The organism is Opitutus terrae PB90-1, from assembly GCF_000019965.1.
GTDB lineage: Bacteria > Verrucomicrobiota > Verrucomicrobiia > Opitutales > Opitutaceae > Opitutus > Opitutus terrae.
In genome coordinates this window covers 646,353-671,421 of sequence record NC_010571.1, presented here as the reverse complement: position 1 = coordinate 671,421, position 25,069 = coordinate 646,353, and the positions used below count along the sequence as shown (strand labels likewise).

The following is a 25,069-nucleotide window of genomic DNA, read 5'->3' as shown; positions in this document are numbered from 1 at the left end:
CGCGCCGCGGGATCGGATACGGCGGAAGCATCGTGCACAGAGGTGTTCGTCCGAACAGGGACGGGGCTATTCGAGTTCGATTTCGATCCCGCCGGTCCAGCGGGTTAGAAAGTTGTAGAGCGCGGCGCCGACGGCCCCGGTGAGAAAACCGATCAGTCCGTAGAGGAAGGGAATCGCGACCGCGAACCAGGCGCCGATCGCCAAGCCGCCCCCCACGTGGGCACCGGATGAATGCGCCGCGGCACTCGTCATGATAAATAGCAGCGGCGCCACGATCAGGCTGATCGTGCCGTAGAGGAGCGCGAGGGTGGTTCCGGCGGAAAGCGGATCGACGCGCTTGAGCCGGCGCTTGATGCGCGGGGCGGCCGGCGGATTGAAGGAGGAAGGAACGGACGGGACGGGATCGGAGGACATCGGCCCTACGGGTTGAAGGGGGCTCGCCGGGGGTGGAGCCGAGGCAAACCGAAAACGGTCGACCGCTAAAGCAGATATTTGGCTGAACGGCCGGAAACACCTGTGGTGATGTGTCCGATAAGTCTCGGCGCGACGCACGGCGGACAATGAACGTCGACCGGAAGCGGCCGAGACGGCCGCGCTCCCACGCAGGCGAACTCCGAAGGATGAAACCGTCCCTTCGCTCTGCCTCCTCCGCGACCTCCTGTAGAATTCGGTCTACAGCTCGATGATTTCGCCGATGGCGGGGAGATGCGGCACGAGTCCGAAGCGCTCCTTGATCAGAGCGGCGAGCGTCGTGCGCGGCTGATCTTCACCGTGCGTCAGGACCACGCGAGGCTTCACGGGCGCGAGCGCGGACATCCAGGCGAGCAGATCCGTTTGTCCGGCATGCGCGCTGAATCCCCCGAGCGTGTGGATCTTCGCGCGGACGACGATCGGTTCGCCGAAAATCGAGACGCGCGTCGCGCCGTCGACGAGTTGCCGGCCGAGCGTGCCGCGGCCCTGATAGCCGACGATGATGACGTGTGCCTGCGGGCTCCACAGGTTGTGCCGGAGGTGATGCAGAATCCGTCCAGCGGTGCACATGCCGGCTCCGGCCATGATGAGGCACGGGCCGGGCACGGCGTTGATCGCGCGCGATTCGTCGGCGGTCGCGGTCATCCGCAGCGTGCTCAGATCGTGACGGATCGGCCGTTCGCGCAGGAACGCGACCATCTCGTCGTCGAACAGCTCGCCGTGCTTGTCGTAGATGCGTGACGCCTCGATCGCCATCGGGCTGTCGAGAAACGCGGGAAACGGCTTCAGTTCCTTGTGCCGAAACGCCCACGCGAGCAGCGCGGTGAGCAGTTGCGCCCGGCCGACCGCGAAGGTTGGCACGAGCACCTTGCCGCCGCCGGCGATCGCATCCCGAAGAATCGCGATGAACTCCGTGACGGTTTGGGCGAACTGCTGGTGATCGTGATCACCGTAGGTCGACTCGCAGAAGACGAGGTCCGCCTGCGTGAAGGGTTCGAACTCACGAAGGATCGGCGCGCTCTTCGGGCCGAGGTCGCCAGAGAACACCACGGTGCGCCGCTGCCCGCCGTCGTCGACCAGCAGTTGCAGACTTGCCGAACCCAGCATGTGCCCGGCTTCGACGAAGCGAACCTGAATGCCGGGTGCGACGCTCACCGGCTCGCGATAGGGAGCGGCGCGGAGCTGACTGATGATCTGTTCAGCATCCGCGACAGAATAGAGCGGCACGAACGGCGGCTCGCCGGCACGTTCACGCCTCCGGTTGTGGCGCTCGGCGTCCTGCGCTTGGATCTTCGCGGCGTCGCGCAGGATGAGGCCGGTCATGTCCACGGTAGCGGGGGTCGCGAACACCGGGCCCGCGAAACCGGCGCGCGTGAGCAGCGGGAGCCGGCCGGTGTGATCGAGGTGGGCGTGCGTCAGCACCACGGCATCGAGTGCGCGACAAGCGTCGGGCATCGCGGCGCGGTTCAGCGCATCAGCCTGCGGGCCTCCTTGGAACAGCCCGCAATCGACGAGAATTTTCGCGCGGGAGGTTTCGACGAGGTAGGAGGAGCCGGTGACTTCGCCGCCGGCGGCACCCAGGAGAGTGATGCGCATGGCGGAAGCGTCTAGAGCTCAGAGGCTAGAGTCCAGAGTAGAGAGTCCAGAGTGGAGGGAGAGAAAGTTGAGAGTTGAGGGTTGAGCGTTGGGTGCGCTGGCGCGTGAACTCCAAACGAACTTCGAACATTAAGCTTCGAAAGGCTCTGTAGGCCACCTCGGTGCGGTGGCGGGCCAAGCCGACGCGGGTGCAGGGGCCAGCGTAACGACGGTTGATCGACGACCGGAGCTGCGAGACTGCGGAGAGGACCCAGGTCGACGACCTGGGCTATAGCAGCGTTTCAAGCCTACCGCTTACCGCCTACCGCTGTCAGCGCCTCACGCAACGCGCTTCACCGTGAGTGTCACGCTGCCGCGGTTGTTTTCATAAAAATGCCACGCGTCGTTCGCGAACGCATAGAGGTAGCCGGCCTCGGTCGGCTTCAGCGTAAGCCGCGTCGGGCCGCTCCCGATTAGGAAAGTCTGGTGCGGATACGGCGAGCCGTCGGGACTGGGATTCTTGCCTTGTTGCGGACCGTCGTTGGCGATCGCGCCCAGCAGCGCGAACCACGGGTGCTCCTCGGCGCGACGCGTGCCGATCAAGTCGGCTTCGGCGTTGCCGCTGACTTTGCGGAAGCCCGACTCGAGTTTGCCTAGCAGCGTGCCCGCGAGCTGGACCACCTCGCCAAGGTGAAACTTGCCGTCGTTGGTGCCTGCTGGTCCGCAGGGGATGCTCTTGTCCACCCATTCACCCTTCGCCGTGAACTCGTAGGTGGCGCCGTCCTCGAGGAAGAGCCCGGTTTCGTTCCAGTGATTGCGCGCGTAGACGTCGATGGGCTCGCTGCTCTGGCCGACCTGCAGCGCGACGCTCGGGTGATGATAAGGTGACTGCGTGATTGGCGGCGCTTCGTCGCGATCCCAAGCGCTCGGGTGGTAATCGGGCGCGTCGGGGGTCAGGCGCGGGCGGTTGCGCGGCCGCGAGTGCAGGGCTTTGAACGCGCCGCCGAGGGAATCGTGCAGGAGACCGCGGGGATCGGGTTTGATCTGCGCGCGATAGGACGGCAGGAATGCGAGGCCCGCGGTCGCGGCCTCGTCGATCATCCACGCGAGCGCGAGGTCCGAAAGTCCGCATTGCGCGTAGCCGCCGCCGACGTCGCTGTGCACGCCGGGAAACCAGAGTTGCCGCACGCGAGTCCCGTCATTGAGCGGACGATCGTGGTCGTCGGTCCAAAACGTGGGCGTGAAGCTCGCGCGCAGCTCGTCGATCGCGACGGCATGCCGCGCGAAGCGCACGTGATCGCCGAGCGTGGTGTCGTGAAACTGCCACTTCGTCGGATCGTCCAGCAGGTTGAGCAGCGCGAGATCGTCCGGCACGCCGAGCGCGCCGACGGTGTCCCACACGCCAATAAACTGAAGCGGGATTTTCGTCTGCCCGGCGCCGGGAGAAAGCACCGGCCACGAGATGGGCGGGCGCTCGGCGGGCTTCACGCGATACACGGTGTGGTAGGCCTGCTCGACGCGCTTCCAAGCGTCGGCCGGTGAAAGTCCGGCGAGGTCGGGCAGTCCGCAGCAGCCGATGAATCCGCCGAGGCTGCGCGCGGTGTAGGCGCCGCGGCTGAACCCAAAAAGGAAGATCTGGTCGCCCGTCTCGTAGTGATCGGCGAGCCAGCGGTAGCCGCTCATGATGTTGCGGCTGATGCCGAGGCCGTAGGCGCCGCCGCCGAGCCGTTCGAGCTTCGAGCCCTCGGTGCCCACGCCAGGGTGGTAATACTTGCGCTGCTCGTTGCTGGCGGCGTCCTGTTTGGCGAGCGCGTTGTAGAGGCGCACAACGTTGGTCGGCGCGGGGATGTCGTCCTGTTTCTGGTCAGCGGTGTTCCACGTGCCGTCGCACGTAACGATCAGGTTTTTCATGGTGGGGAGGGAAAGCAGACGCGAGGGCAGCGGGGCGTCGGGCGCCGACGAGTGTGCGACAGACGTGGGGCGCGCGGTAGCGGGGGAACCACCTAAAATCGCGTAGACTTCCTAGTGACGACGCGTGGCAATCACCGCTTGGAAGAACATGGCACGATACCTCCCGGCGCTTGAAAACCGCCGCGAATCCCGCATGGTGCGGACTGTTCTTTGACTGGTTCGCACCCACACGATGGAACCAGTCCCGTTTTACGGGGGTGTTCTGGATTCTACCCTTGGTTGGAGTGCGCCGCTGCCTGTCGAGTGTCGTAAGGTCACTCGTTAATCCCCCTTCGAACCAATAAGAGGCAACTACGAAGAAATGCCCATGGCGGCCTAATTAGGCTGCTACGTTGGTCCGGCGACACCTGCTAGCCGTGACCGACGTCGACAGCAGGTATAGCGCGCGGAGCGGTCCGCGGACTGCGCGCCGTATCTTCATCCGGGGAATAGCTGGGGCCTTAGCGCGTGTGACGGCTTGGTCCTGGCGAAATTAAAGTCACGCTAAACATGGTAGACGCGGTGTGCGAAGGTCAGGGGCACGCGGGTTCAACTCCCGCCACCTCCACCAATTTTCTGCAGGCTTGATTTTCCCGGTTTGTCCGGGGTGCCCTAACTTGGCACAAATTGACAGCTAGGGGCTTACTCCGAGTTTTGCCAACTAGGGGCTTACAGCATAGAAGCTATTATACTGCAGTGAATTACGCGACTCGTCGACTTGCGGTGAATCTTCACGTCAAAATCTTCAAAATGATCAATGCCTGATGTGGCGTGAGAACCGGGCGTTTGTCGGCCGAGCCAATAATTTCGTGTGCACATGGAATTCCTACGCCGTGTTCGTCGCTCGTTCAGGCTCTAGAAGGTCTGGCCACATTTCTTGTTGATCACTTCGCCCGCTGGTTCGATCCCAGCCCGGGCGGGACTTACGCGGCGATACGAACTCTGTGGCGGGGATATCTCACCTCAACCGTGATTGCCAAAGTGACTCGCGTAGATTGCGTGAATTTTTGGAACGGTCCCAACTGGCGCGATTCTGTCTCTCGCTCTCGAAATTGCGGATTGTTTCCTCAAGCGCATATATTTCTTTCCGAATCTCAGCGTTTTGCTCCGCGACCGCGAGCGCTCGAATTCGACGCCAGTCAATCCCCTCCAGTTCGGCATTCGTGAGAGCAAGTAGAATCTTGCGCAAGCCAGGATCTGGATCTTTGAACCCTTCAGCCAAGATTGCGAGGCGCTGTTCGGGTGTGAATGTGCTAAAAACGCGGGTGGCTAGGCGTTGCTCGCTGGACTGCTTTGAGCGCAGCAACTGAACAACTAGTCGAGCGAGCCGTTCGTGATTCTTGTCGGAAGGCAATTGCCCGCCGAGCCCATACAAGCAGATTACCCGATCGACCGGCGCGATGGTCTCGTCTAGCGACAAGGCTCCAAGGACGTCGGCATAGCGCGGACCATCCTCGGCTAGCTGAAACAAAAAGTAACTCCAGCCTCCTTCGGGGAGTGACGTTTTGATCTCTCTTACAAATTCCAGCGTCAGTGGCTCAGGGTGCCTGGCTAGCGCAGCGGCAGCGGCAGTCTTCAGCTGCTCGTACTTACCATTCCTGACATAGTCCCGGAGTGCGCTCGCGTTTTGCTGCACCCAATCCGCGCTCTTTGAGAGCCGAACCAAATCGGAAAATACATCAATACTGCGGGCCGTTCTAAGTTTTGCTACTATAACGGCAAACGCGTCGGGCTTAGCGCCCATGTGCTCTAGCGCGAACGTTGCGATCTCTTCGGAGATTGTAATATCTTCAGGAAGCGAGCTCCGCCATTGTTTTGCGAAAATTGCACGGATCTCTGCCTCCAAATGGGAGCGAACGGCAGTGTCTGACGAAATGTACGGCCATTGATGTGAAAGCTCCTGCACATGCATGGCCTGGAAGAAATCGGTCGAGCGGAGCCGATCGTTAAGAGAAGCGCGAATGTTTTCGAATAGAGAATATTTGCCGCCTCCACTATTGAACGTCAGCGTGACGGGAGCATCGATGACGAAGTCCGTGACGTTTACCCGGAGGATGTCGGGACGCTTTTCGGTAGGCTGGTGAGTTCCCGTCCTCTTCTTCTCTACGACGTGACTAGGTGATGCGGAGACTCCTGTGGTATCAGCCCGCTGTACCTCGGTTCCAGCCATAAGGTCAGCCACCAGCTTACGAGCAACGAAGAACTCGCTGAACGACTTGTGCGCAAACCGGAATTCGTCTTTTTCTCCGACGCGTACGAGAAACGAGCACGTCTGGATATCGTTTTGAAACTTCGCAAGGTCGTCTCTATTTTTCCCGGCTATAGGTCCTAAAGCAGCAACCATGGTGGTCTCCAAGGTGGCTGATGAAATGGCAGTCGCGTTCGCACAATGCATCAACCAAGCAAGCGATTCGCAAAAAATGGTTCGAACCTTGAGTGGAATGGTGACCCGCCATTGGTCGCGCATTGTCCAGCGATCGGTGTAATGCTGATAAAGCGCCGCGGAATTGATCTTTCTCTTAAGTCGTTCCAATTCCGGCAAAGTCGACAGAATCATGTCTAGCAGGACTGGGCGCGTGCAAAGATCTGATAGATCGTGAATTCGTCGAATCGATGCTAGTATCTCGTCGCTTTGACCTCCGAATCTCTTGGCGATAAAAGCGCGAATCTGCGCATCATTTAGCTTCTCGACGTAGACCAGCTTGCCTTGGTCTTTGAGTGGCAACTCCAACGAACGCCCGTCGCTCTTTGTCGGGACTGAAATTGAGAATTGCCGAAGCAGTTCGATGACATCGGCGTGACTGCGGAAAAAATTAGAACGGCAGGTCAGGATGATTTTAGCATCCAGAGCTGCAAAGAGGTAAATTTGCTGAAATGCGTCCGTGATCGTCTTGAAGTCTGATCGTTCCGTCATCTCATCGAAACCGTCGAGGAGTACGAGGACGCGTCCGGTGGCGCAGAGTCGCTCGAAGGCCATGAACGACTGCAATTCCACGCCGTAGAGATTTGTCAGCGACTCGAGAAGAAGGCGTTTTAGGTCAAGCTGCCCGTGAGAGTCGCGCAGACTGATAAGAAGCGGCGTGTATCGCCCGGTGCCGTGCTCGTCAAATTTCTCGCGGAGGAGGCGATACGCAAACTGCCGGGAAAATGACGTCTTACCAGCACCATAGTCTCCCAAAAGGAAAAGTAGGTTGTTCTTTTCGTTCGCGAGCCATTCGCGGGCGAAACTGTCAAGCGATGCGATCAACTGGCCTTTCTCATCCCTTCCACTCAGATCGACGTAACGATCAATCAACTTCGCGTCTTTGAAAACACCTAGAGATCGCTCGTAGTGGCTTCGGTACCAGTTCACGTAAGGCGTGAAATCAACCAGGAGGTTTTCGAGTTGAGCGAACGTAAGCAGGAGAGTGTCGGGCTGAGAATCCGCAAAAGTTTTCGCCTCCGCGGAAAAACCATTTCGCGCAACAAACATCAGTCGAAAATGCGATTTACCTCCGCGAAGCGAAAGGAGCACTGCGGACTTTTCTTTCACGAGGTCGACGCCCACGGCGGCATCGCGGTCCGTGCATTCGACGACTAACGTGGTGTTTTCCAACAGATCGTTTCGACTGGCTACGATGTCGATCTGGGTGCCGTTGATCAGGTTGTTTCGCGTAACCTTATACCCTTTGAGTTCCAATAGCTGGACAACATCCAGTTCAAAGGCTTTGCCTTGGGAAACGGTGCTCATGCAATCGGTGGGGTTGAACTGGTCATCCGCGGCAGTACGATGCCGACGCCGACGAGGCATCTTGTGCGTATATTTGCCACGACTAGGTGCTGACAATAGTCGGCGACGAGCAAATACGACGCAGGTAGAGTTAAGGTCAAGGCGTGAGACCGAGCGCCGGGAGATTCGAGGGCCAATGACAGATGCGGCTTTTGCGTGCCCGGCGGACCGCACTGCCACGCGTGCCCATTCATCGATGCCCACGATCCTAGCGCCGCTCTTTTTGAATCAATTGGGGCACTCTCGCCCGGCTCAATCCTTCACGGCGCGCGATGTCTGCCCAACGGAGCTTCGGGTTCAACAGCAGTTCGGACATCCAACGCGCCGTTCGTTCCGATGTGCTTGTGCGGCGCGAAGCCGGCGCAGGTTCTACGACGGGCAGACGAAACGGCAGCGGCGTAATGGCGAACGACGCGAGACCTGCGTTCGCAGCCGGTAAGCCTACGATTAACCTGAGCCGGCTCGGTCTGGAAAAGTTCGTATGTTTCCTGGCTTCGCCCAGCCATTTTTAGCGACGTGTGTGGCAGCCAATTACGGGTTTGGGGAAGAGCCACTGCCAGTGAAAGTGTCAGCAAAGGCCGCCCGGGAAGCACTTCCCGGCGGAATTTGCCGATACTCCGCTGAAACTCGCCCACTGTTCGCTAACGCGAACTTTCGGATATCGCTACGATGCAGCGCATCGAAAATGAAACCGCGCTTCACACTGTTCCGCCGGGCACGAGTCTTCTACGCCCAAATTAGCTTACCACAGTTGCCGGAGGTCCTCTCTCGTCCGTTTTTAGGCGCCTAACGCTTCCCGAGCGCCCTCAGTTTGTGTTGCAGCGCGGAAGCCACACCTAAACAGTGAGCTCGGTCGAAAAGGCTGCGTGATCCTACCTTATCCGCCTAATGGGCAAGTCATTTTCCAGAGAACTGCTTCAGGTTCCATCCACGTTTGACTGGGCGTCGCAGGTGAATGCTGACTCTCTGAGCAGCTTCTTCGCTGAAGCCAAAGGAAGGCCGCTCGTCATCGTCGGCGCGGGCGGCTCGTTCACCGCTGCAGAGTTGGCCCGACTGTTGCACGAGCGTCGGGGTGCTTTCGCTGTGGCGCATACGCCGTTGTCTTTCCTTGAGTCGAAAACCGACCTGCGTGGTGCCCATGTCCTGATCTTCACTGCCGGCGGCAGCAATCCCGACGTGGTTGCTACGTACGATGCAGCAGCGGCCCGCGAGCCCCTCGGGATCTTCGTGGTCTGCGCGCGGCGTAAGTCAAAAATAGAGCTGCGGGCGTCTCGCTCCGAGCGCACACGCGTTCTTGTCGAACCTCCCCCTACCGGTCGAGATGGATACCTCGCCACAAATTCGCTCATAGGATTTCTCGCACTAACACTTCGCGCTTTAGGCCATGCGTTACCGGATCACGCTGCAGTCAATCGTGCCTTGAGAATCTCAGATTTTCCCGAGCTGCCCCAAAGAGCTGGTGTGGTGAACGTAGTCGTGCTGTACGGTGACTGGGGGAGACCCGCAGCAATCGACTTGGAGTCAAAACTGAGCGAAGCTGGGCTGGGCAGTGTGATGCTGGCAGACTACCGGCACTTCGCCCACGGCCGACACAACTGGATTAATAAACGTGGAGAGTCTACGTACGTCGTTGCGCTCGTTACACCGGAATCGGAAAACATCGCGGAGAAAACGATTTCGCTGCTTCCAAGGTCGACCCGCGTGCTTCGTCTGCTGAGCCGAGAGTCAGGAGCAGCCGCAGTCCTTCCCTTGCTGTTGCGTGTGTTTGCGTTGACTGCTTGGTTCGGCAAGGAAGTAGGCATCGATCCTGGCCGGCCGGGCATCCCAGGATACGGCAGCCGCATCTATCACCTAGGGCCACAACGCGAGCGCGTGCTCAGCGACTCCAATGTGGTCAGCGTCGAACGGAAGCTATCAGCACGCGGTACGCTGGACAGTGCGGAGGATCACAAAGCGGTCATAGCCGCCGGAGATACATTTTCCCGCCGCCTTGAGCAGACGGAGTTTGGTGCTGTCGTGACAGATTTCGATGGCACGATGATTGCGCCGGGGCAGAGCGGTGCTGCGAATCTATCGGTGCCGGTAGCGACATTCTTGACAAGTCTGCTCCGACGGAAGGTCGTGTTGTACTTTGCGACCGGTCGCGGAGATTCGATCGCCCATATCCTCCGGCGTTCTCTCGACAAAAAATTCCACTCACGGATTCTCGTTGGATATTACAACGGGGGGCTCACGCAGGCGCTCAGCGACGGTGTGCCAGCACCGGAGAAAGCAGATCACTATCCAGCTCTGGAAGCACTCCGGCGCGAGTTGATGGGCGATCCGATCCTTGCTCGGCAGGTTGAACCGGAGAACAAGGGGTTTCAGCTGACTGTGAAAGCACGTGGCGCTATTGACTATGCCGCCGCAGCTGCAGTTATCCGCGAAGTCGTGGCGAGCTACAGTGCTCATGCGATGCGCGTCGTGGAGTCTAGTCACTCCCTCGACGTTATCCCGCAATCGAGCAACAAGCTTAACGGAGTGGCCTTCGTCCAAAAACAAATCGATCCAGCGCTAGCGGTCTTAACCTTTGGCGATCGCGGTGCGCTCGGAGGAAACGATTTCGATCTGCTCACGCATCCGTATTCGCTAAGTGTCGACACAGTATCAGCTCGGCTTGGCAGCTGCTGGAATCTAGCACCGGCCGGTTGCCGAAATGTCGCGGGACTCCTCTACTATGCGCGATGGCTCACTGTCGAGCAGGAGAGGTTTACGCTTTCAATCCGCTAGTTCTTTGCTTTCGTTACCTGGTGTAGCGCGATCGCGCTGCGTCCAGCAATGAAGGAATCTTTAGCGGAACGACTGCTTGCGCGGGTGATGGACTGGCAGGCCGAAGATGTGGCCCGTGAACGACCGACACTGCAGGCAATGGCCGCATACAAGTACGACGAGTATCAGCAGTTTTCGCCAGGCCTGCGGTTCGTCGAAAGCCTCGCGCTTTGGCTCAACGACCTCAAAGATCCAGCACACAAAAAGGAAGCCTATCGGTTCGTGAAAGACCGTCTGATTTTCTTCTCGACGGCGGAGATGCACCACTTGGTGAGTATTGCGTACCCGGATTTCATCCGGCCGCGATTGTTGCAACGCGTAGCCACTGAGAACGGGCTGAACCCATACCATCTCGGACGGATTGCCGACAGCCAAGCGTTCCGCATCCACGAGCGCTCATGCTTGTTTCTTGGCCTAAGCGATGGTGCTCGTACGGACGTCTTCCGGCGCACGAACGAGGACACAATCGACCACGAGCAGGTCCTTCAAACGTACGAAATTAAGAAGCAGCGTGTGGGCAAACTGCTTAATAAGCTAAGAAGCAAACTTGCGAAATCCATTGCGCCCGGAATGCCCGCCATCGAAAAAGCGCAGTTCCGCACGATGGTACTACTCGATGACTTTTCGGCGAGCGGAACGAGTTACTTGCGCGAGGAAAATGGGCACTATGATGGCAAGCTGAACGAACTCGCACTCGACATCGTTAACCCGCAGAGCGACACGGCGCAACTCATGGACTGCTCACGTGCACACGTTCTGGTCGTGCTCTATATTGCAACCGAGCAGGCGCTCAAACACATTGAGGCCGCACTGAGCAAAGTGTGGCAGGGGTACAATGTGACGTTCGATGTGCTCGCCGTTCATCCCCTAGCCGAGTCGATTCGCATAAAGCGTGGCGACCCACTCGACGCTCTACTCGACGAGTACTACGATAAAGACCGAATGGAAGACTCGCATACGGAGAAGGGTGGGCAGGGTGTGAAGTATGGCTACGCCGGTTGTGGTCTGCCAGTCGTGCTCGCGCATAATTCTCCGAACAACTCCATATTCCCAATCTGGAACAGCAAGGGCCGCCTTCGCGCGTTGTTTCCTCGGGTGAGCAGGCACAAACAGCCATGAAAGAGCAACGCAACCCCTTCCTGTTACGAACAGCCGAATACATCGATACTGACCCTGCCTTCGTCCGGTTTTTCGGTCCTGGGACGCTAGAGCTACTGAAGGAAAATCAGGCTTTAGTGACCCGGGTCTTCCAGAGCGCCCCGGGCGGGGGGAAAACGTCCTTGATGCGCCTCTTCACACCGGGGCCACTACTTGAGCTGCACAAGAATAAGGACGTAGATGGATATGATGACCTCTTCGAAAAAATGAGGGGGTTCGGCGTGATATCGGATGATGGGCCCCACCTGCTAGGAATTCCCCTGACGATCACCCGTAGCTACGGCTCGCTCGCCGACATTGGACTCGATTCAACGCAACAGATTCGCCTGTTTTATGCGCTGCTTGACGCCCGGATCATACTCGCGGCGTTGCGCTATGCTTTGACGCTGCGCCGAATAAGGTCGGATTCCGAATTGCCTCGGTTCACGCTTGAGAAACCAAACGTTCCAGTAGAGTTGCCGGGGCTCACGTTGCCATGCACTGGAGATGTACTGTATCAGTGGGCTAAGGACCGAGAAGACGAAATCTGCGCTACGCTCGACAGCTTTTCGCCCCGCCAGATTACCGCCGGTAGTGACGGGTTGTTAACGCTAGATCTGTTCAAACCTGGGGCCTTCCGCCTCGACGGAAAGCCGGTGGCAGAGCACGTCCTTATCATGCTCGACGACGCGCAGTACCTTACTGCTTTGCAGCATGAGCGCCTACTGACATTTGTCCTGGAGAAACGAAGTACAACGCCCGTTTGGATCGCCGAGCGGCTTCAGGTTCTCACGAACAACGAGTTGCTCAGCCTGGGAGCTGTAGGAGCAATTGAAGGGCGCGATTATGAACGCGTGTACCTGGAATCCTATTGGCGGAGCTATCCCAAACGTTTCGAAACGGTTGTAAACAGTATCGCCGACCGGCGTGCGCGCGGTTCGCGAACGGTTGAGGTATACCACTTCGATAAGTGCCTGGAAGATACGTTGGACGGTACGGAATGGGAAGAACGGCATGCGGAAGTACTGGCCACCATAACCGCGCGAGTTAAGGCTCGGGCGGCGCAGAGCCCGCTTTTTGACGCGTGGATCGCCGAACGCGAAGCACTCAACGGTTCAACTCGTGCCAAGGCTCTCGCGTGGAGGGAACTTGAAATCCTAGTGGAACGAGAACTGAGAAAAAACCAGAGAAGTCTCGGCATTCCGCTCGAGACGGAAGTCTTGGCAGACAAGAGCGACAATTCTCTAACGGCAGCTGCAGAGCTTTTTCTCGCGAACGAATTTGATCTGCCGTACTATTTCGGGTCCGCAACGCTTGCGAAGCTGTCGTCGTCCAATATTCAGCAATACCTCGGACTCGCCGCCCAGCAATTCGAGGTGATCATCTCCGCGGTGCTGATCAGCCCATCGCAGCCCCCCTTGCTGCCTGCTGCGCGCCAGCAACAGCTAGTGGTGAAGGCATCGAACGAAATGTGGGAGGAAATCCCCCGCCGCGCTACTCAGGGCGCGCGGGTGCGCAACCTACTCGCGGCGATTGGTGCTTTCTCGCGCTGGTACACGCAACGACCGACGGCGCCGAACGACCCAGGAGTAAATGCGATCGCGATCTCAATGGCAGACCGAGAGCGCTTAATGGACCGTACATGGACCCAGCATCGACCCGATCATGCGATGTTAGCAGAGGTGCTGGCATCAGCGCTCACCCTAAACTACCTCGACGCACAACCGAACTACCGCTGTAAGGGACAAGACTGGCTCATCCTTAATTTGAACCGCCTGCTCTGCGTCAAGTACCAGCTGCCGCTCAACTATGGCAAGTTCAAGGAGCAGAAACTGGACGAACTGGTACGCTGGATGGAACGCGGTTTTGAGGCACGGCGTGAGTCAATGGAGGAGGAATTGCTGTGAATGTCGACAGACGGTCACCTTGCCGATGGAACCAGGCGGTTCTCGCGCATGGCAGCGAGCTTAGAAAATTCTGGACCGATCATCTACGGGACCGGCAACGACGTGTGCTTTTTATTCTCGCCGAGGGTTTCGACCCCCGGATGTGTCTCGGACTCGAGATGCTCCTAGATCTTCGTGGGAACGATCCAGTGGACGTTGCACTGATCGAATTTAGCGAAGGCCCAAATTCCCCATCCACCGCTTACCTGCCCAAGGTGGAAGCAAACCATACTCGTCTCCTCAAGGCCATGCAGGGGCGTGGCACGATAAGAAAATTTCAACTCGCACTTCACGCCGGCGATGACAGGCGACGTATCTCTGCCCAGAATGCACTGCGCCTTTTCAACGATCTCTCCGAACTCGGGGACTACACCGACATAATTCTCGATGTGAGCGCCGCACCCCGCGGGATCTACCTGCCACTCGCGGCCAAGATCCTGCACTTGGTCGAACCCGAGGAGGGGAAGCCTATCGTGAACTTCCATGTCATGGTCGCAGAGGACTCATCCTTCGATGCGCACATCCATGATGAAGGCGTAGAAGAGCGCGCCGATTTCATCTACCCTTTCAAGGGGGCCATGGATCGCGAGGCGACAGCCGGATTACCTCGCGTTTGGATGCCACTGTTGGGAGAAAACCAGCGAATCCAACTCGAACGAATCTACGAACTGATCCAGCCCGACGAGATCTGTCCCGTTCTGCCGTCCCCCGCCCGGGACCCGCGTCGTGGGGACAAACTGGTTCAAGCGTACCATGGCCTACTGTTCGACAACTGGCGGATTGAGCCGCGGAACTTCATTTATGGCTCTGAGCGAAATCCCTTTGAAGTGTATCGGCAGTTGACCCGGGCGATCGTCGCGTATCGCGAGTCGTTCGCGCCGCTAGATGGAGCCAAGTTCGTTCTGTCTGCCGTTTCGTCAAAACTGCTTTCAATTGCAGCGCTGCTGGTGGCTTACGACTTTCGTGCGAACGACATCGAGATCGGCATTGCGCATGTCGATTGCCACGGCTACAAGGTGGATCCGGAAGCCCCCGTGAACTCCGAACTTTCCGGCCTCTGGCTGACTGGTGAGTGGGAAGCGTCTCCTGCTGGCGCCGTCGCGGCGCCGGAGGGGAACAAACTGGAAAGCAAGGCAACCAACATCGAAACTGCTGCGAAATAGCTCGACTCGCAGTAGCTCGAGTTTGCTACAACAGCACGTTTCTGACACATGTCCACCGCTCTCCAACGCTCTCTCCCTCTCCGTGAGATGCCGGTGTCAGTAGGAACTGGCTTCCTCGCGCTGGACATGCTGCTCCTTGGTAAGGACCGCGTAAAGGCTAACGCGCTCTACGCGGGAGGTTCCTGCGGGAACGTGCTAAGTATTTTGGCGCATCTTGAATGGGAATCTTACCCTGTTGCACGCCTCGGCACTGATCGTATGGCTGAGGACGTTCTCAGCGACCTTGAGCGGTCGGGTGTCCGGACAGATTTCGTCCTGCGCTCCGACACTGGCGCGACGCCGGTCGTCGTCGTGCGCATTGCCGAACGGCGCGATGGCACGGTTGGACCTCGATTCGAATGGAAGCATCCGGCTTCGGGAGACTGGCTACCAAGTTATCGTCCGTTTCCGAAGACGATGGCACAGGAGATGGTGCACGGTTTGCCGGAAGCCAGTGTGTTTTACTTTGACCGCGCCGAGCCGAGCGCGCTCGTGATGGCTGAAGGGCTGCGGGATCAAGGAGCCGTCGTGTTCTTCGAGCCATCTTCCTGCAAGGACGATGATTTATTCACTGAATGTTTGGCCGTGTCGGACATTGTCAAATACTCCGCTGACCGGATTCCGCAGGTGCCGCGCAGCCCCGCTTCCCGTTCACCGCGTTTGGAGATCCAGACGCTTGGCCGCCGCGGTCTTCGATACCGCCTAAAGTCCGGCGATACGAATCCGGGATCTTGGCGCGAGCTTGCGGCCTTCACCGTGCAAAATGCCATTGATGCCACGGGTTGCGGAGATTGGTGCAGCGCCGGGATTATCCACCACCTCTGTCAAGCGGGACGCATGCATTTTCTCAAGCTAGATGAGGCTGCGATTGTGGCCGCTCTGAACTATGGCCAGGCACTCGCTGCGATTAATTGCCGATATCACGGCGCTCGTGGGCCGATGTATGAGCTAAGCCGACGTGAGTTGGACGTCCAAGTGAAGGCCGTGTTGTCGCAGAAGATTTATTACAGCCAAATTCGAGCCTGACCAGCATTCAGCTTTACCAGGAAGATGGCGGTTTGGGCACTAACGGAGGCCAGACCGTGAGGTGGGATGAAACCCGAAAGCTTCCTGAGATTGCTGGCCGAACGTGTCACCTACGAAAACCACTTTGAAGGATCTGGTCGGTATTGGCGAGCTTCACGGAACGGCAATGTGCTTTGCACCATGACGCACTTTTCTCGTGCAAAGAAGCAAACAGCGGCACCCCGCAGGGCCTCGTCGTTGCCAGAGCCAATACCTGCGTCCGAAGCCTGGCTGTATCGGAACAAAGACGCGCTCGCTTCCGTTCGAACGGGCCTTCGTGAGGCTGCTCGGGGCGAGGTCCGTGATTTGGGGAGCTTCGCCAACTGGGCCCAAGGTGGGTTCCGATGCTGGACTAAAGCTGGTTCCGAAATGCGGAAAAGAGCGCCGCACGTTACGTTGTAAACAACCGAAAACCGCGTAGCCGAGCATAACGTCACTTCGGCGCCCGCCGAGCCATGAAGACGGCTGCAAAGCGACGTGAAGCTCGTGATTTCACACGAGCGGCAGGTGCCGCGCTCCGGCGGTCCGCCCTAGAGGCGAGGCGAATCGCGAAACAGCATCACATGCCCATTTGGGTCTCGGATCGCGGCCGAATTGTCGCGTTGTGGCCCTGACGTATGACCATGCTTCTGGATGCTCGATCGGCTTCGCGGCTTTGCCGCCCTACGCCTTCATTGTCGCTCTGGATGAAAGGTGACCGGTCGGCGAATGGCCCCTAGATAATGGCGTTCTAGATGGCTGCCCCGTCAGACTTGGCTGCACCCCTAAGGTCCAAGCATTCCCTTAACTCTGCGACCGACAAGGCCGGCGATCTGCGATGAATCATCCGGTGACAGTTTGAACACAGTGGAATCAATTCTTTCACAGGATCAGCAGAGTCTACCGGCCTAGAAACCGGTCTTAAGCGATGAACCTCGATGAAACCGGCACCGATCTTGCCGTAGACCTTGTCGAACCGCATTCCGCAAGCCTGACAAACCGAGCCATAGTGCTCGATACACGCGCGGCGGGCAAATGGATCGTGCTCCAATCGATCGATCACAACCGTCGCTACACCGGGGCGAAAGAAACCTTCGGGCTCTTCGAAGTCCCCACGAACCAAGTCTCCAGCTGGTAAGATTTCAACACCTGCTGCCTTACGGGCGTGGATTGCTGGTGGATTCCGATCCGTTCTGGTGCGCGCATCGTGCCCTGCGCCGAGTGCCAAACCCACTACGTCGCGAAAAGAACGGGTTTTCCGGAGTACCTTTTCGTTTACAGAGAAATAGTAGAGTCCCATTCGCGGCTTCATACCTTCTGCGAGCCAAAAAGGGTTTACACACCACCGATCGCAGACGCGCTCGCCGATTCGAAATGGGAGTGGGACCCTTCCGGCCTCGTAGCTGGCCAATCGCTCTCGGCCGATCTCGAGAATCAGTGCGAACTGAGTCTGCGCTAGGTAGCTCCATTCACGAATGTTTCGTAAGCGCCCACCTACCTCCATTTCGCTGTGCGCAATCGGATTCTTTCGAGCCATGGCCGTATGGTATTACACCGTTACAAGCCGAGAACAATCCGCGATTGACAGAATACCATATATGGTATTCTGTCAATCTATGACCGTCAAAAACGGCAATTTTTACTCTGTCCCGACAGCAGAGTTGTTGCGTCCTGCGCCAACAGCATCGCGACAGCTAAACCAGAGCAGCGCTTGCAGCACCCCTTGGTTATGAATCGTTGTCGAAGCCTTGCTTCTACTCCTGGGAGGGCCTCGCCAACGAAGATCATTCTAGCGCGGCAGCAGCTTCTGAAGATAACCGGCGCCAAAAACAAACAGGCGTGATGACGGTCATGTCGTACACCAATCACACCCCTATGGCATTTCTATGCGAAGAGATTTATGGAATCCCGCCACGCTCCGTGCTTCTCAGCCCAGAGCCCATTGCTCTGGGTAGTTCGCAAGCTGAGTCCCTTGGCAGCTATTTCACGCGGCTCGTCGCGGCAAATGGTTTGACCGTCGGGAGCATCAGTTACGGCAAGACGCTTGCTCCGCTCGCGGGTAGGAACGCCGACCTAAATAGGCTTCAGCGGGTGGCGCGTGCGTTTCAGCTGAGACTTGTGACCAGCACCTCGCGCACCGGCCAGGAATTGGCTTCGGTGTTAGCGCGCATTTTAGGCCGCCCCCTCCTTAGGCGTCTACATTGGGGCACGTCCATGGAGGGATTTTCATTCAGGTACTTGACCCGCAGATCCAATGCGTGGTGCCACGAGTGCCTACGAACCGATGCGGTACCCTATGTCCGAATGCTCTGGGAGATGAATCAGGCAGTCGCGTGTCCTGTGCATAAGCGGAGACTAACCACTATATGCAATCGATGCCACAATTCCAGACCTAAGTTTGGCAGTAACGACCTCGTTCGCTGCTCCTATTGCGGGTGCGACTACCGAAGTGAAGGGATTACCAATGGAGCCTCTGACGATGAGGTCCTCATCAGCAAGCGACTCGGACGACTCATAGCGCAGGTTACTTCTGGAGATGCCAGTGCGCGATGCTCCTCGTCAGATTGTATATCCGCACTGACGGCCCACGCCCGGGCCAGCGGCGCTCGGACGCGAAGCGAACAGGGACATTTCCTAGACTATGACGGAAACACGGTATCTTGCTGGGTGCGAGGAGATAGTGCCATTTCCCTCTCATCTGCGATTCAGATGTCACTGATGCTCGGAATTCCGCTCCTCGAGGGGTGGCGACGAGAACCGTCGACATTCGCGCCCCGGGAGCCGCCAATTAACGTGGCATGGCCACTCTGGACTGACCAGCGCCTGACAGAGGAGCAGAAGACGAGCGCTATAGTCCGGCTGGCCACGATGGCGGAACTCTCCCCGCCGCTTGCACCGGGAACAATTGCGGCGCGCATTGGGGTCACGCTGAAAACGCTCAAGCGACTCGCGCCCGTTGCCTATTCGAGAATGCTGACACGGCATACCGCAAACAAAAAACGACTTATAGAAGCGAGGCGAAATTGGAGAATCGCTAAAATCGATCGCTACATCAGCGACTGTCTGGAGAAGAAATCGCGTCCAACGTTCACCGGGGTCATTCGCCAATTTCGAAAGCCGGGATTTCTACGTATCGAGTCCTACTGCACATATACAAAACAAGCGCTCTTGCGCGCTGTCGAAAAGCCGGTGGCCCGGGAAAGGTCAGTCGATACTGGGGAGAGCGATGCTCGCCGAGCCCCGCACCCTGAGCCATCCGTGGCACACGATGTACGTTGCCAGCTAGATCTGTCTGAGCCGGCTAAAGCTCCCTTGGTCGACGGTGATACCAATCCCGTTCTAGTGGTTGCGGAGGAGCCATGAGCGCCGAACATCCTTTTGCCGACGGAAGTTTCATCGACGCTGCAGCGGACGACCATGTCTTTTCGGACTCTCATCCGAGTAGCCTGAGCCCGAAATTCAGCTTCGACAAAATTCCTCGCTGGACGCGGGAGCTGCATCTCACGGCGGAGACGCGTGATCTCATCGAGCACATGTGCAAGACTAGCCCGGTGCGGAAGCCAACCGGCAACGGCAACGTCACGGGGTATTACGCGAGCAACATCATGTACGCCCGCATCCCTTGGTCGAGCCGCTCCGCAGAATTGGGATTCCTGTGGCGCGCCCATCATCCCGCGGCGGGGACCCGTTTGATATTAAGCGAGCCAATCTACCTCAGAATAACGACCGAGCTCAACGGGGGGAAAGACAATCACTCCTACAACTACCCGCCCGACTACTTTTGGATGACCGATCGGTGGGCGGGGTTCGTCGAATGCAAGTGGGAGCACGAGATAAAGAGAATCATCCATCCCGAAAATCCCAAAGGAAAGCCCGGTATGTTCGTCATGAAGGACGGGCGCTGGAGCTGTCCGCCCGGGGAGGCGGCCGCAAAGGCGCTCGGATTAGGGTTCGTCGTGTTTGTGATGAAACAGTCCGAGGTTCAACTCTCCAACAACCTCGAGGTCCTTGCTGACTACCACGACGAACCTAAAGGGAACTACTTGTCTGATGTGGCGCAGCGAATAAAGAAGATCGTTGACGATTCGCCGGGGATTCAGATCCGGGAAATTCAAGATCGGTTGCAGGACGACGAAATCGACACGCTGTTCTTCCTGCTCGCGCGCCGTGAACTCTACGTCGACTTCGCCCGCCAGCCGTTGGCCCCCAATTATACGACTCCAGTCTATCGGGACGCGGTCGTGGCCAGCGCAGCGACCCGCCTTTCAGAGCTGCCCATCGATCGGAATCTCCTTACTTCAGAATTCGACGTGCGGACTGGAACCGCCTTTCTCCTCAGAGGCGAGCCAGCCAAGATCATGGGAGTTGTCGATGACGTCGTAACCATCGAGCACGGCGACACCCACGAGGAGATGATGCTCGAGCAACTGGAGCGGCTCGTTGCCTCTAATGAGGCGAAGCTGGTTGAAGGACCGGCCAAGAGCATGCGGGAAAGGGGACTGGCAGAGTACTACGCTGCGCGTGAACAGTGGCCCCGGATGCTGCGAAGGGAGGAACTGATTCGCCCCTTTCTTAACGCTCGCACGCAGTATCAACGCAAGCAATTGCCTCCGAAGACGAGGACTATCTACCGCTACCTAACGAATTACCACACCGCAGAAGAGAAGTATGGGCCCGGTCTTGGTATGCTCGGACTACGCGACAAACAGCGACTAGGCAATCCCCAGCGGCAGCTAGATCCCGCGGTCATCGCGATCATGGACGACGTGATTGACAACTACTGGGCCAAGACGCCGGGGCGAAACAAGGAAGTGTCATGGGGCGAGGTAAGGCGGCGGTGCAAGAAGCACAGACTCAATCTACAGTCGCCGAGCCGCACGGCCTTCTATGCCCAACTCAGAAGAAACAGTGCAGAGAAGGAAGATGAGTACATAAAAAGCCGCTACGGTGAAAAAGTGGCTTACGCCATGCGCGCTGCCGTTTGGGAGGACGATTGGGACGACCTCAGTATCGATGGCGAGCACGCTTGGGCTGTCTCCCACATCGATCACACCCAGGTCGATTGCGAGACACCGCTCGCAGCCGACGGTCTGCACCTAGGGCGGCCTTGGTTCACGGTCATGGTCTCACCGCGGTATCGCCGCATTCTCGCGGTCACGCTTTCCTACGAGCCGCCGAGCTATCGGTCCTGCATGCAGGTTATCAGAGAATGCGTACAACGGCACAATCGCCTGCCCCGCGTCATCGTCACCGATGGCGGCAAGGAATTTCGCAGCGACTATTTTGGAGCGCTGCTGCTCCGCTTTGGTATAACGCAAAAACTGAGACCAGCACGAAAGCCGCGCTTTGGTGCTGTGCTTGAGCGCCTGAATTTGACGATCACCTCGAAACTATTCCATAACCTTGCTGGCAACACTCTTGCCATGAAAGACCCGCGGTCGGTGTCGGCGTCACATAACCCACGCAGATTGGCGATCTATTCACTGCCCACACTTGCAGACTTGGTGCGCGAGTTTTGTTACAATTACCTCGACACTCAAGCGCACCACTTGAATGGCGTGACGCCACGGGACGCCTTCAAGGCTGACATGCGGCTAGGCGGCCCGCGGAGTCATAAGATTGTCCTCTACAATGAGGACTTCATATTGCTCACGCTGCCCACCACCAAGCGGAGATACGCCACTGCTTCGCCGCGGCAAGGGTTTGTCATCAATCGTATTCCTTATTGGTGCAGGGAGGCGAAGGAGCGGGAAAATAGAGGCCATAAGTTTTCGGTGAAGTATGACCCGGAAGACTTCAGCAAAGCATGGGTCTTGATCGACGGGAAGTGGCGGCTCTGCTACTCGAGGGAATTCCGCTACCGGTTCAAGGGCCTGTCCGAGAAGGAGATTCGCATAGCCACGACGGAGCTTCTCGGAGCAGCACAAACCCTTAAAGAAAAACGCCGCGCTATCAATGCCACTACGCTGGCGGACTTCTTTGCAAAGAACTGTGACAGGAGCGACGTAAAATTGGCCCGCACACGCGCCGCGGAGAACAAGGCGGCGCGCGCCGAAACTCGCGTGGGCAACGCGCGGCGTATCCCCAAACCGGCGCTTGAGCATAGGCAGGAGCACGGGGCTCCATTGCGGGACCTAGGCACCCAGATTACAGCGTCGCGGAGGTCATTGCCGAAATGGACCGGTTTCGGAGGAATATCCTGATGAAACGAGGGGAACGCAACCTAGCTGGGTTTCCCTTCTTCAACGAGGATTATACGTTTGTTCATCCGAATCTTGTCGAGGCTGTTAATAAGCTTAAGCTCTATTTGGCGACGCCAGGCGACGCCGGATTGATTACGATCATAGGTCCTACAGGCGCCGGGAAAACGCATGTAGGACGAGAACTGGTGAAGGCGATCATTAAAGAAAACGCCAAGGAGATGATTGCTGACCTGCAGTTCCTTCCGGCGGTTTTGGCCTCGATTGCTCTGCTCACTGCCCAAGGTAAGTTCAATTGGACGCTATTCTATACACAGCTTCTGACGGCCTTGCAGCACCCCAATCCCTCTGTCCGTGACTTAGCTGAAGGTCGGCGCAAGCTCCAGACGGTCCTCCAGAGCCGTCGGGTCCTGTACCTATTACTGGATGAAGCGGATCACTTCATCTCCGATTTCGCGGCCGACGACGTCGAAGGAATCGAGAAGCAGGCCAACGTGCTAAAGTCCATCGTGCAGGGCACAGGCACAAGGCTAGTCCTGATCGGCAGCTATGACGTCGCTCCGCTAGTTAGGCTTAACGGTCAACTCGCCCGCCGCAATCGGCGGGTTCATATGGCAAGATATCGCAGCACTGCTGAAGACAGAAGGGTATTTAGAAGTGTCCTGCGGGACATGGACGTGCATTTTCGTGGTTACTTCTCGTTTTCTTTGCAGGAGCACCACGCCGTCATCTATGAGAGCTGCATCGGGTTGATGGGCGTCTTACGTGATTGGCTCGCTCTAGCTGCCAAGGCCAGCATGCGAGACGGTGAAAGCACCATCAGCCTCGAAACACTCTTCGCCGAGAGAATTCCAATAGACGTCCTCAAGACTATCCTGGACTGTGCGGAGAATGGAGAGGCGAGGTTCCATGTATCCGAGGCGGAAGCTAAAGATTTCAAGAGAAGAGTAGCTGCACAGTGAAGCGCTATATAAAAGACTGTCTGAAAGCAGACAATCGCCGTGCGCCTCCGGCGCATTGTAGTGCCAGCAACGAATCCAGCGGACCTACAGAAGATGTCCAATCAGAAGGAAGCTCCCAATTCCTCCATTTTGCCTGATATTCCGCGGCGCTCGCTGCTGATCAGCCCCGCCCCAATAGGGCTGGGGTCGGTAGCCGCTGAATCCCTATTTAGCTATTTTTGCCGTGTCGCTCTGCAGAACAGTTTTTCGCCGGGTCATCTGGTGTTCGGTCCATTTACGGCGCTGGCTACACAAGAGCGTGATGGCGGATTGGTGTTCCGGCGGACGGCTCGGGCCTCACTCGCCCGCCGAACTGTGAGCGTCTCCGAGATCGGCTATCAGTTCGCCACACGGCTCGCGAGTTTGGTCGGCAGGCCGGAGGTTATGAGGATGCATTGGCGCCACACCCTGAGTGGCTACTCGTTTGCGCGCATGACGCGAGGCTTCGCCGCATATTGTCCTAAGTGCTTAGGTTCAGATCTAGAGCCACATGAGCACATCGCATGGGAGTTGGCGCTTTTTGGTGCCTGCGTGCGGCATCAGTGCGTTTTGGTGTCCCGTTGTGGTCGCTGCGGTCGCCGGGCGAGTCGGCTGAGTCTCAAAGGCAAGCCTTGGGAATGCCCCTTGTGCGGGCACGATCGCCGTCTAGATCATGCTCGGTCGGCAGGGCATGCGGAAATCGCCGCCGCCGAGGAACTCGGCGCCCTGGTGGCCGAAGCTACCGCCGCCAAACCTGCCGGCTACCTTGCCGCCCGAGATTGTGTCGAACGGCTTATGGGATGGGCGGACACGCACGGGGCGCGATCGGTCAAGCAGGTAGCGAAATACTTCGCCATTTCGGTTGGTACCGCATCGCTGTGGCGCAGCAAACGAATCCGACCCTCGGCATCCCGGCTAGTTGAACTGGGCCTCCGGAACGGCCTGCCACTACCGGCGCTATATCGGGGAGATTTCAGCGCGGTTCGCCCTGCGCCGACGACGCGAGGACTTGCCCTTATCTGGAAGAGGCGGCGCCTAACAGGCGCCGAACGCTCGATCATCACGATCAGGACGGAAGCTCTGGCCACTCTGAACCCAATGCGACCCGTGCCCGAGGTCGCGGCCGAGCTCAACATTTCGCCACGAACCCTTCGGCAGATCGCTCCTGAGCTATGCTCTCAGATGAAGGCTAACTACGCCGCCAATCGGCGCCGGATCAAAGAGAGAAAAATGGAGTGGTTCTGCCGTAAGGTTGAGAGCTATGTGGCGGCCTGTTTCCTCAATCGACAGCCGCCCACCTGGCAGGGGTTTTCGCTCGTTTTTCAAAAACCGGGGATCCTCCGTAACGAGGTCCGGCGGCGTTACGCAAAACGAGCAATTCGGCGAGCCCAGGAACTGCTGCCCGGTGTGCCGGAGCAAATGCTTCTGGATATTTCCGTTTAAATCAGCCGGCGCCCTAGCATGAAACGCGAAGAGAAACCTCGGATCCCAATGAGTGAACAACAACAGCCTCCCAATACTCCAAACGCCGGCGGCGCACCCGCCAAAATCGTGGAGGGGCGACTGCTCGGCTTCTCCGAGACGGGCACTGAAGGGGCCGTATGGATGATCGAGGCCAATGGCCGCCATGGATACGACGCACTCGAACCAATCTGCGAAGGTGACCAGCTGACGATTCTAGACCAACTCGGCGCAACTGTTTGGGAGGGCACAATCAGCTGTGACAAGAAGACAGGCTGGCGCCGTTACCCGAGTAACCCTAGGTTCGGCCAGCAGTGCGCGCTTGGTCGCTGGATACACTGGGTCCAGAGGGGGTTCAGGCCTGATGACTGGGCCCAATTCTTCATTCGTCCAGCCCACGATCGGTTGCGCGGCGTCTTGGTTCGCCCATATGGGCAAAGGGGTGACCCTCGGCTTGGACCCGAGGAAAGTGAACCATAGCTCTCGGTAGTGATATCGGCGTTTCGCAACGCGTTGCTCGATCCAG

General features: G+C 58.1%; 15 protein-coding genes and 1 other RNA gene. 11 read left to right on the top strand and 5 right to left on the bottom strand.

The window, feature by feature from the left end:
• Positions 1–66: 66 nt before the first annotated feature.
• The 3 genes from OTER_RS02780 to OTER_RS02770 form a co-directional block, all read right to left on the bottom strand.
• A complete protein-coding gene (locus tag OTER_RS02780; RefSeq protein ID WP_012373383.1) occupies positions 67–414 on the bottom strand; it encodes a hypothetical protein in 348 nt (115 codons plus the stop codon).
• A gap of 258 nt (positions 415–672) precedes the next feature.
• The gene (locus OTER_RS02775; RefSeq protein ID WP_012373382.1) at positions 673–2,067 is read right to left on the bottom strand and encodes an MBL fold metallo-hydrolase RNA specificity domain-containing protein; all 1,395 of its coding nucleotides are present in this window, start codon (positions 2,065–2,067) and stop codon (positions 673–675) included.
• A 318-nt stretch (positions 2,068–2,385) separates the two neighbouring features.
• Entirely contained in the window at positions 2,386–3,957 is a 1,572-nt protein-coding gene (locus OTER_RS02770) for a DUF2235 domain-containing protein (protein WP_012373381.1), read from the bottom strand.
• 253 nt (positions 3,958–4,210) lie between these two features.
• On the opposite strand from OTER_RS02770, the gene ssrA reads away from it, so the two are divergent.
• Positions 4,211–4,567, top strand: a transfer-messenger RNA (tmRNA) gene (gene ssrA / locus OTER_RS24885).
• A 387-nt stretch (positions 4,568–4,954) separates the two neighbouring features.
• Here ssrA and OTER_RS02765 read toward each other — a convergent pair.
• Positions 4,955–7,726 carry a restriction endonuclease gene (locus OTER_RS02765; protein WP_044891512.1) on the bottom strand — a complete coding sequence of 924 codons (2,772 nt, stop codon included), beginning with the start codon at positions 7,724–7,726 and terminating at the stop codon, positions 4,955–4,957.
• A gap of 927 nt (positions 7,727–8,653) precedes the next feature.
• Between OTER_RS02765 and OTER_RS02760 the strand changes: the two genes are divergently transcribed.
• The 5 genes from OTER_RS02760 to OTER_RS02735 all read left to right on the top strand — a co-directional run bounded on the left by OTER_RS02760 (position 8,654) and on the right by OTER_RS02735 (position 15,884).
• On the top strand, positions 8,654–10,534 hold the full coding sequence (locus tag OTER_RS02760; RefSeq protein ID WP_012373379.1) for a Cof-type HAD-IIB family hydrolase: 1,881 nt from the start codon (positions 8,654–8,656) through the stop codon (positions 10,532–10,534).
• Between the two features lie 48 nt (positions 10,535–10,582).
• Entirely contained in the window at positions 10,583–11,692 is a 1,110-nt protein-coding gene (locus tag OTER_RS02755) for a phosphoribosyltransferase-like protein (protein ID WP_012373378.1), read from the top strand.
• Positions 11,689–13,617, top strand: coding sequence for an ORC-CDC6 family AAA ATPase (locus OTER_RS02750; RefSeq protein WP_012373377.1), 1,929 nt, complete (start codon positions 11,689–11,691; stop codon positions 13,615–13,617). Before OTER_RS02755 ends, OTER_RS02750 begins: the two co-directional genes overlap by 4 nt.
• 188 nt (positions 13,618–13,805) lie before the next feature.
• Complete coding sequence (locus tag OTER_RS02740; protein WP_148217981.1) at positions 13,806–14,819, top strand: hypothetical protein; 1,014 nt, start codon at positions 13,806–13,808, stop codon at positions 14,817–14,819.
• 48 nt (positions 14,820–14,867) lie between these two features.
• Positions 14,868–15,884, top strand: a complete 1,017-nt coding sequence (locus OTER_RS02735) for a carbohydrate kinase family protein (protein WP_052300274.1) — start codon at positions 14,868–14,870, stop codon at positions 15,882–15,884.
• A 769-nt stretch (positions 15,885–16,653) separates the two neighbouring features.
• Here the strand turns inward: OTER_RS02735 and OTER_RS27000 are convergent.
• Positions 16,654–16,884 carry an HNH endonuclease gene (locus tag OTER_RS27000; RefSeq protein ID WP_425496024.1) on the bottom strand — a complete coding sequence of 77 codons (231 nt, stop codon included), beginning with the start codon at positions 16,882–16,884 and terminating at the stop codon, positions 16,654–16,656.
• Here OTER_RS27000 and OTER_RS26555 point away from each other — a divergent pair.
• The 5 genes from OTER_RS26555 to OTER_RS24870 all read left to right on the top strand — a co-directional run bounded on the left by OTER_RS26555 (position 16,831) and on the right by OTER_RS24870 (position 24,525).
• Complete coding sequence (locus OTER_RS26555; protein ID WP_044891508.1) at positions 16,831–17,040, top strand: hypothetical protein; 210 nt, start codon at positions 16,831–16,833, stop codon at positions 17,038–17,040. The genes OTER_RS27000 and OTER_RS26555 overlap by 54 nt on opposite strands.
• 704 nt (positions 17,041–17,744) lie before the next feature.
• Complete coding sequence (locus tag OTER_RS26995; protein WP_083767593.1) at positions 17,745–19,265, top strand: TniQ family protein; 1,521 nt, start codon at positions 17,745–17,747, stop codon at positions 19,263–19,265.
• The gene (locus OTER_RS02725; RefSeq protein ID WP_012373372.1) at positions 19,262–22,105 is read left to right on the top strand and encodes a Mu transposase C-terminal domain-containing protein; all 2,844 of its coding nucleotides are present in this window, start codon (positions 19,262–19,264) and stop codon (positions 22,103–22,105) included. Before OTER_RS26995 ends, OTER_RS02725 begins: the two co-directional genes overlap by 4 nt.
• The gene (locus tag OTER_RS02720) at positions 22,105–23,064 is read left to right on the top strand and encodes an ATP-binding protein (RefSeq protein WP_012373371.1); all 960 of its coding nucleotides are present in this window, start codon (positions 22,105–22,107) and stop codon (positions 23,062–23,064) included. Before OTER_RS02725 ends, OTER_RS02720 begins: the two co-directional genes overlap by 1 nt.
• 93 nt (positions 23,065–23,157) lie before the next feature.
• Complete coding sequence (locus OTER_RS24870) at positions 23,158–24,525, top strand: TniQ family protein (RefSeq protein ID WP_012373370.1); 1,368 nt, start codon at positions 23,158–23,160, stop codon at positions 24,523–24,525.
• Positions 24,526–25,069: the final 544 nt, after the last annotated feature.

Coding starts and splice junctions, on each gene's coding strand:
- OTER_RS02720 (WP_012373371.1), top strand. CDS start 22,105: ATGAAACGAGGGGAACGCAACCTAGCTGGGTTTCCCTTCTTCAACGAG.
- OTER_RS27000 (WP_425496024.1), bottom strand. CDS start 16,884: ATGCGGTTCGACAAGGTCTACGGCAAGATCGGTGCCGGTTTCATCGAG.
- OTER_RS02760 (WP_012373379.1), top strand. CDS start 8,654: ATGGGCAAGTCATTTTCCAGAGAACTGCTTCAGGTTCCATCCACGTTT.
- OTER_RS02780 (WP_012373383.1), bottom strand. CDS start 414: ATGTCCTCCGATCCCGTCCCGTCCGTTCCTTCCTCCTTCAATCCGCCG.
- OTER_RS02775 (WP_012373382.1), bottom strand. CDS start 2,067: ATGCGCATCACTCTCCTGGGTGCCGCCGGCGGCGAAGTCACCGGCTCC.
- OTER_RS26555 (WP_044891508.1), top strand. CDS start 16,831: ATGAACCTCGATGAAACCGGCACCGATCTTGCCGTAGACCTTGTCGAA.
- OTER_RS02735 (WP_052300274.1), top strand. CDS start 14,868: ATGTCCACCGCTCTCCAACGCTCTCTCCCTCTCCGTGAGATGCCGGTG.
- OTER_RS26995 (WP_083767593.1), top strand. CDS start 17,745: ATGACGGTCATGTCGTACACCAATCACACCCCTATGGCATTTCTATGC.
- OTER_RS02765 (WP_044891512.1), bottom strand. CDS start 7,726: ATGAGCACCGTTTCCCAAGGCAAAGCCTTTGAACTGGATGTTGTCCAG.
- OTER_RS02725 (WP_012373372.1), top strand. CDS start 19,262: ATGAGCGCCGAACATCCTTTTGCCGACGGAAGTTTCATCGACGCTGCA.
- OTER_RS02770 (WP_012373381.1), bottom strand. CDS start 3,957: ATGAAAAACCTGATCGTTACGTGCGACGGCACGTGGAACACCGCTGAC.
- OTER_RS02755 (WP_012373378.1), top strand. CDS start 10,583: ATGAAGGAATCTTTAGCGGAACGACTGCTTGCGCGGGTGATGGACTGG.
- OTER_RS24870 (WP_012373370.1), top strand. CDS start 23,158: ATGTCCAATCAGAAGGAAGCTCCCAATTCCTCCATTTTGCCTGATATT.
- OTER_RS02750 (WP_012373377.1), top strand. CDS start 11,689: ATGAAAGAGCAACGCAACCCCTTCCTGTTACGAACAGCCGAATACATC.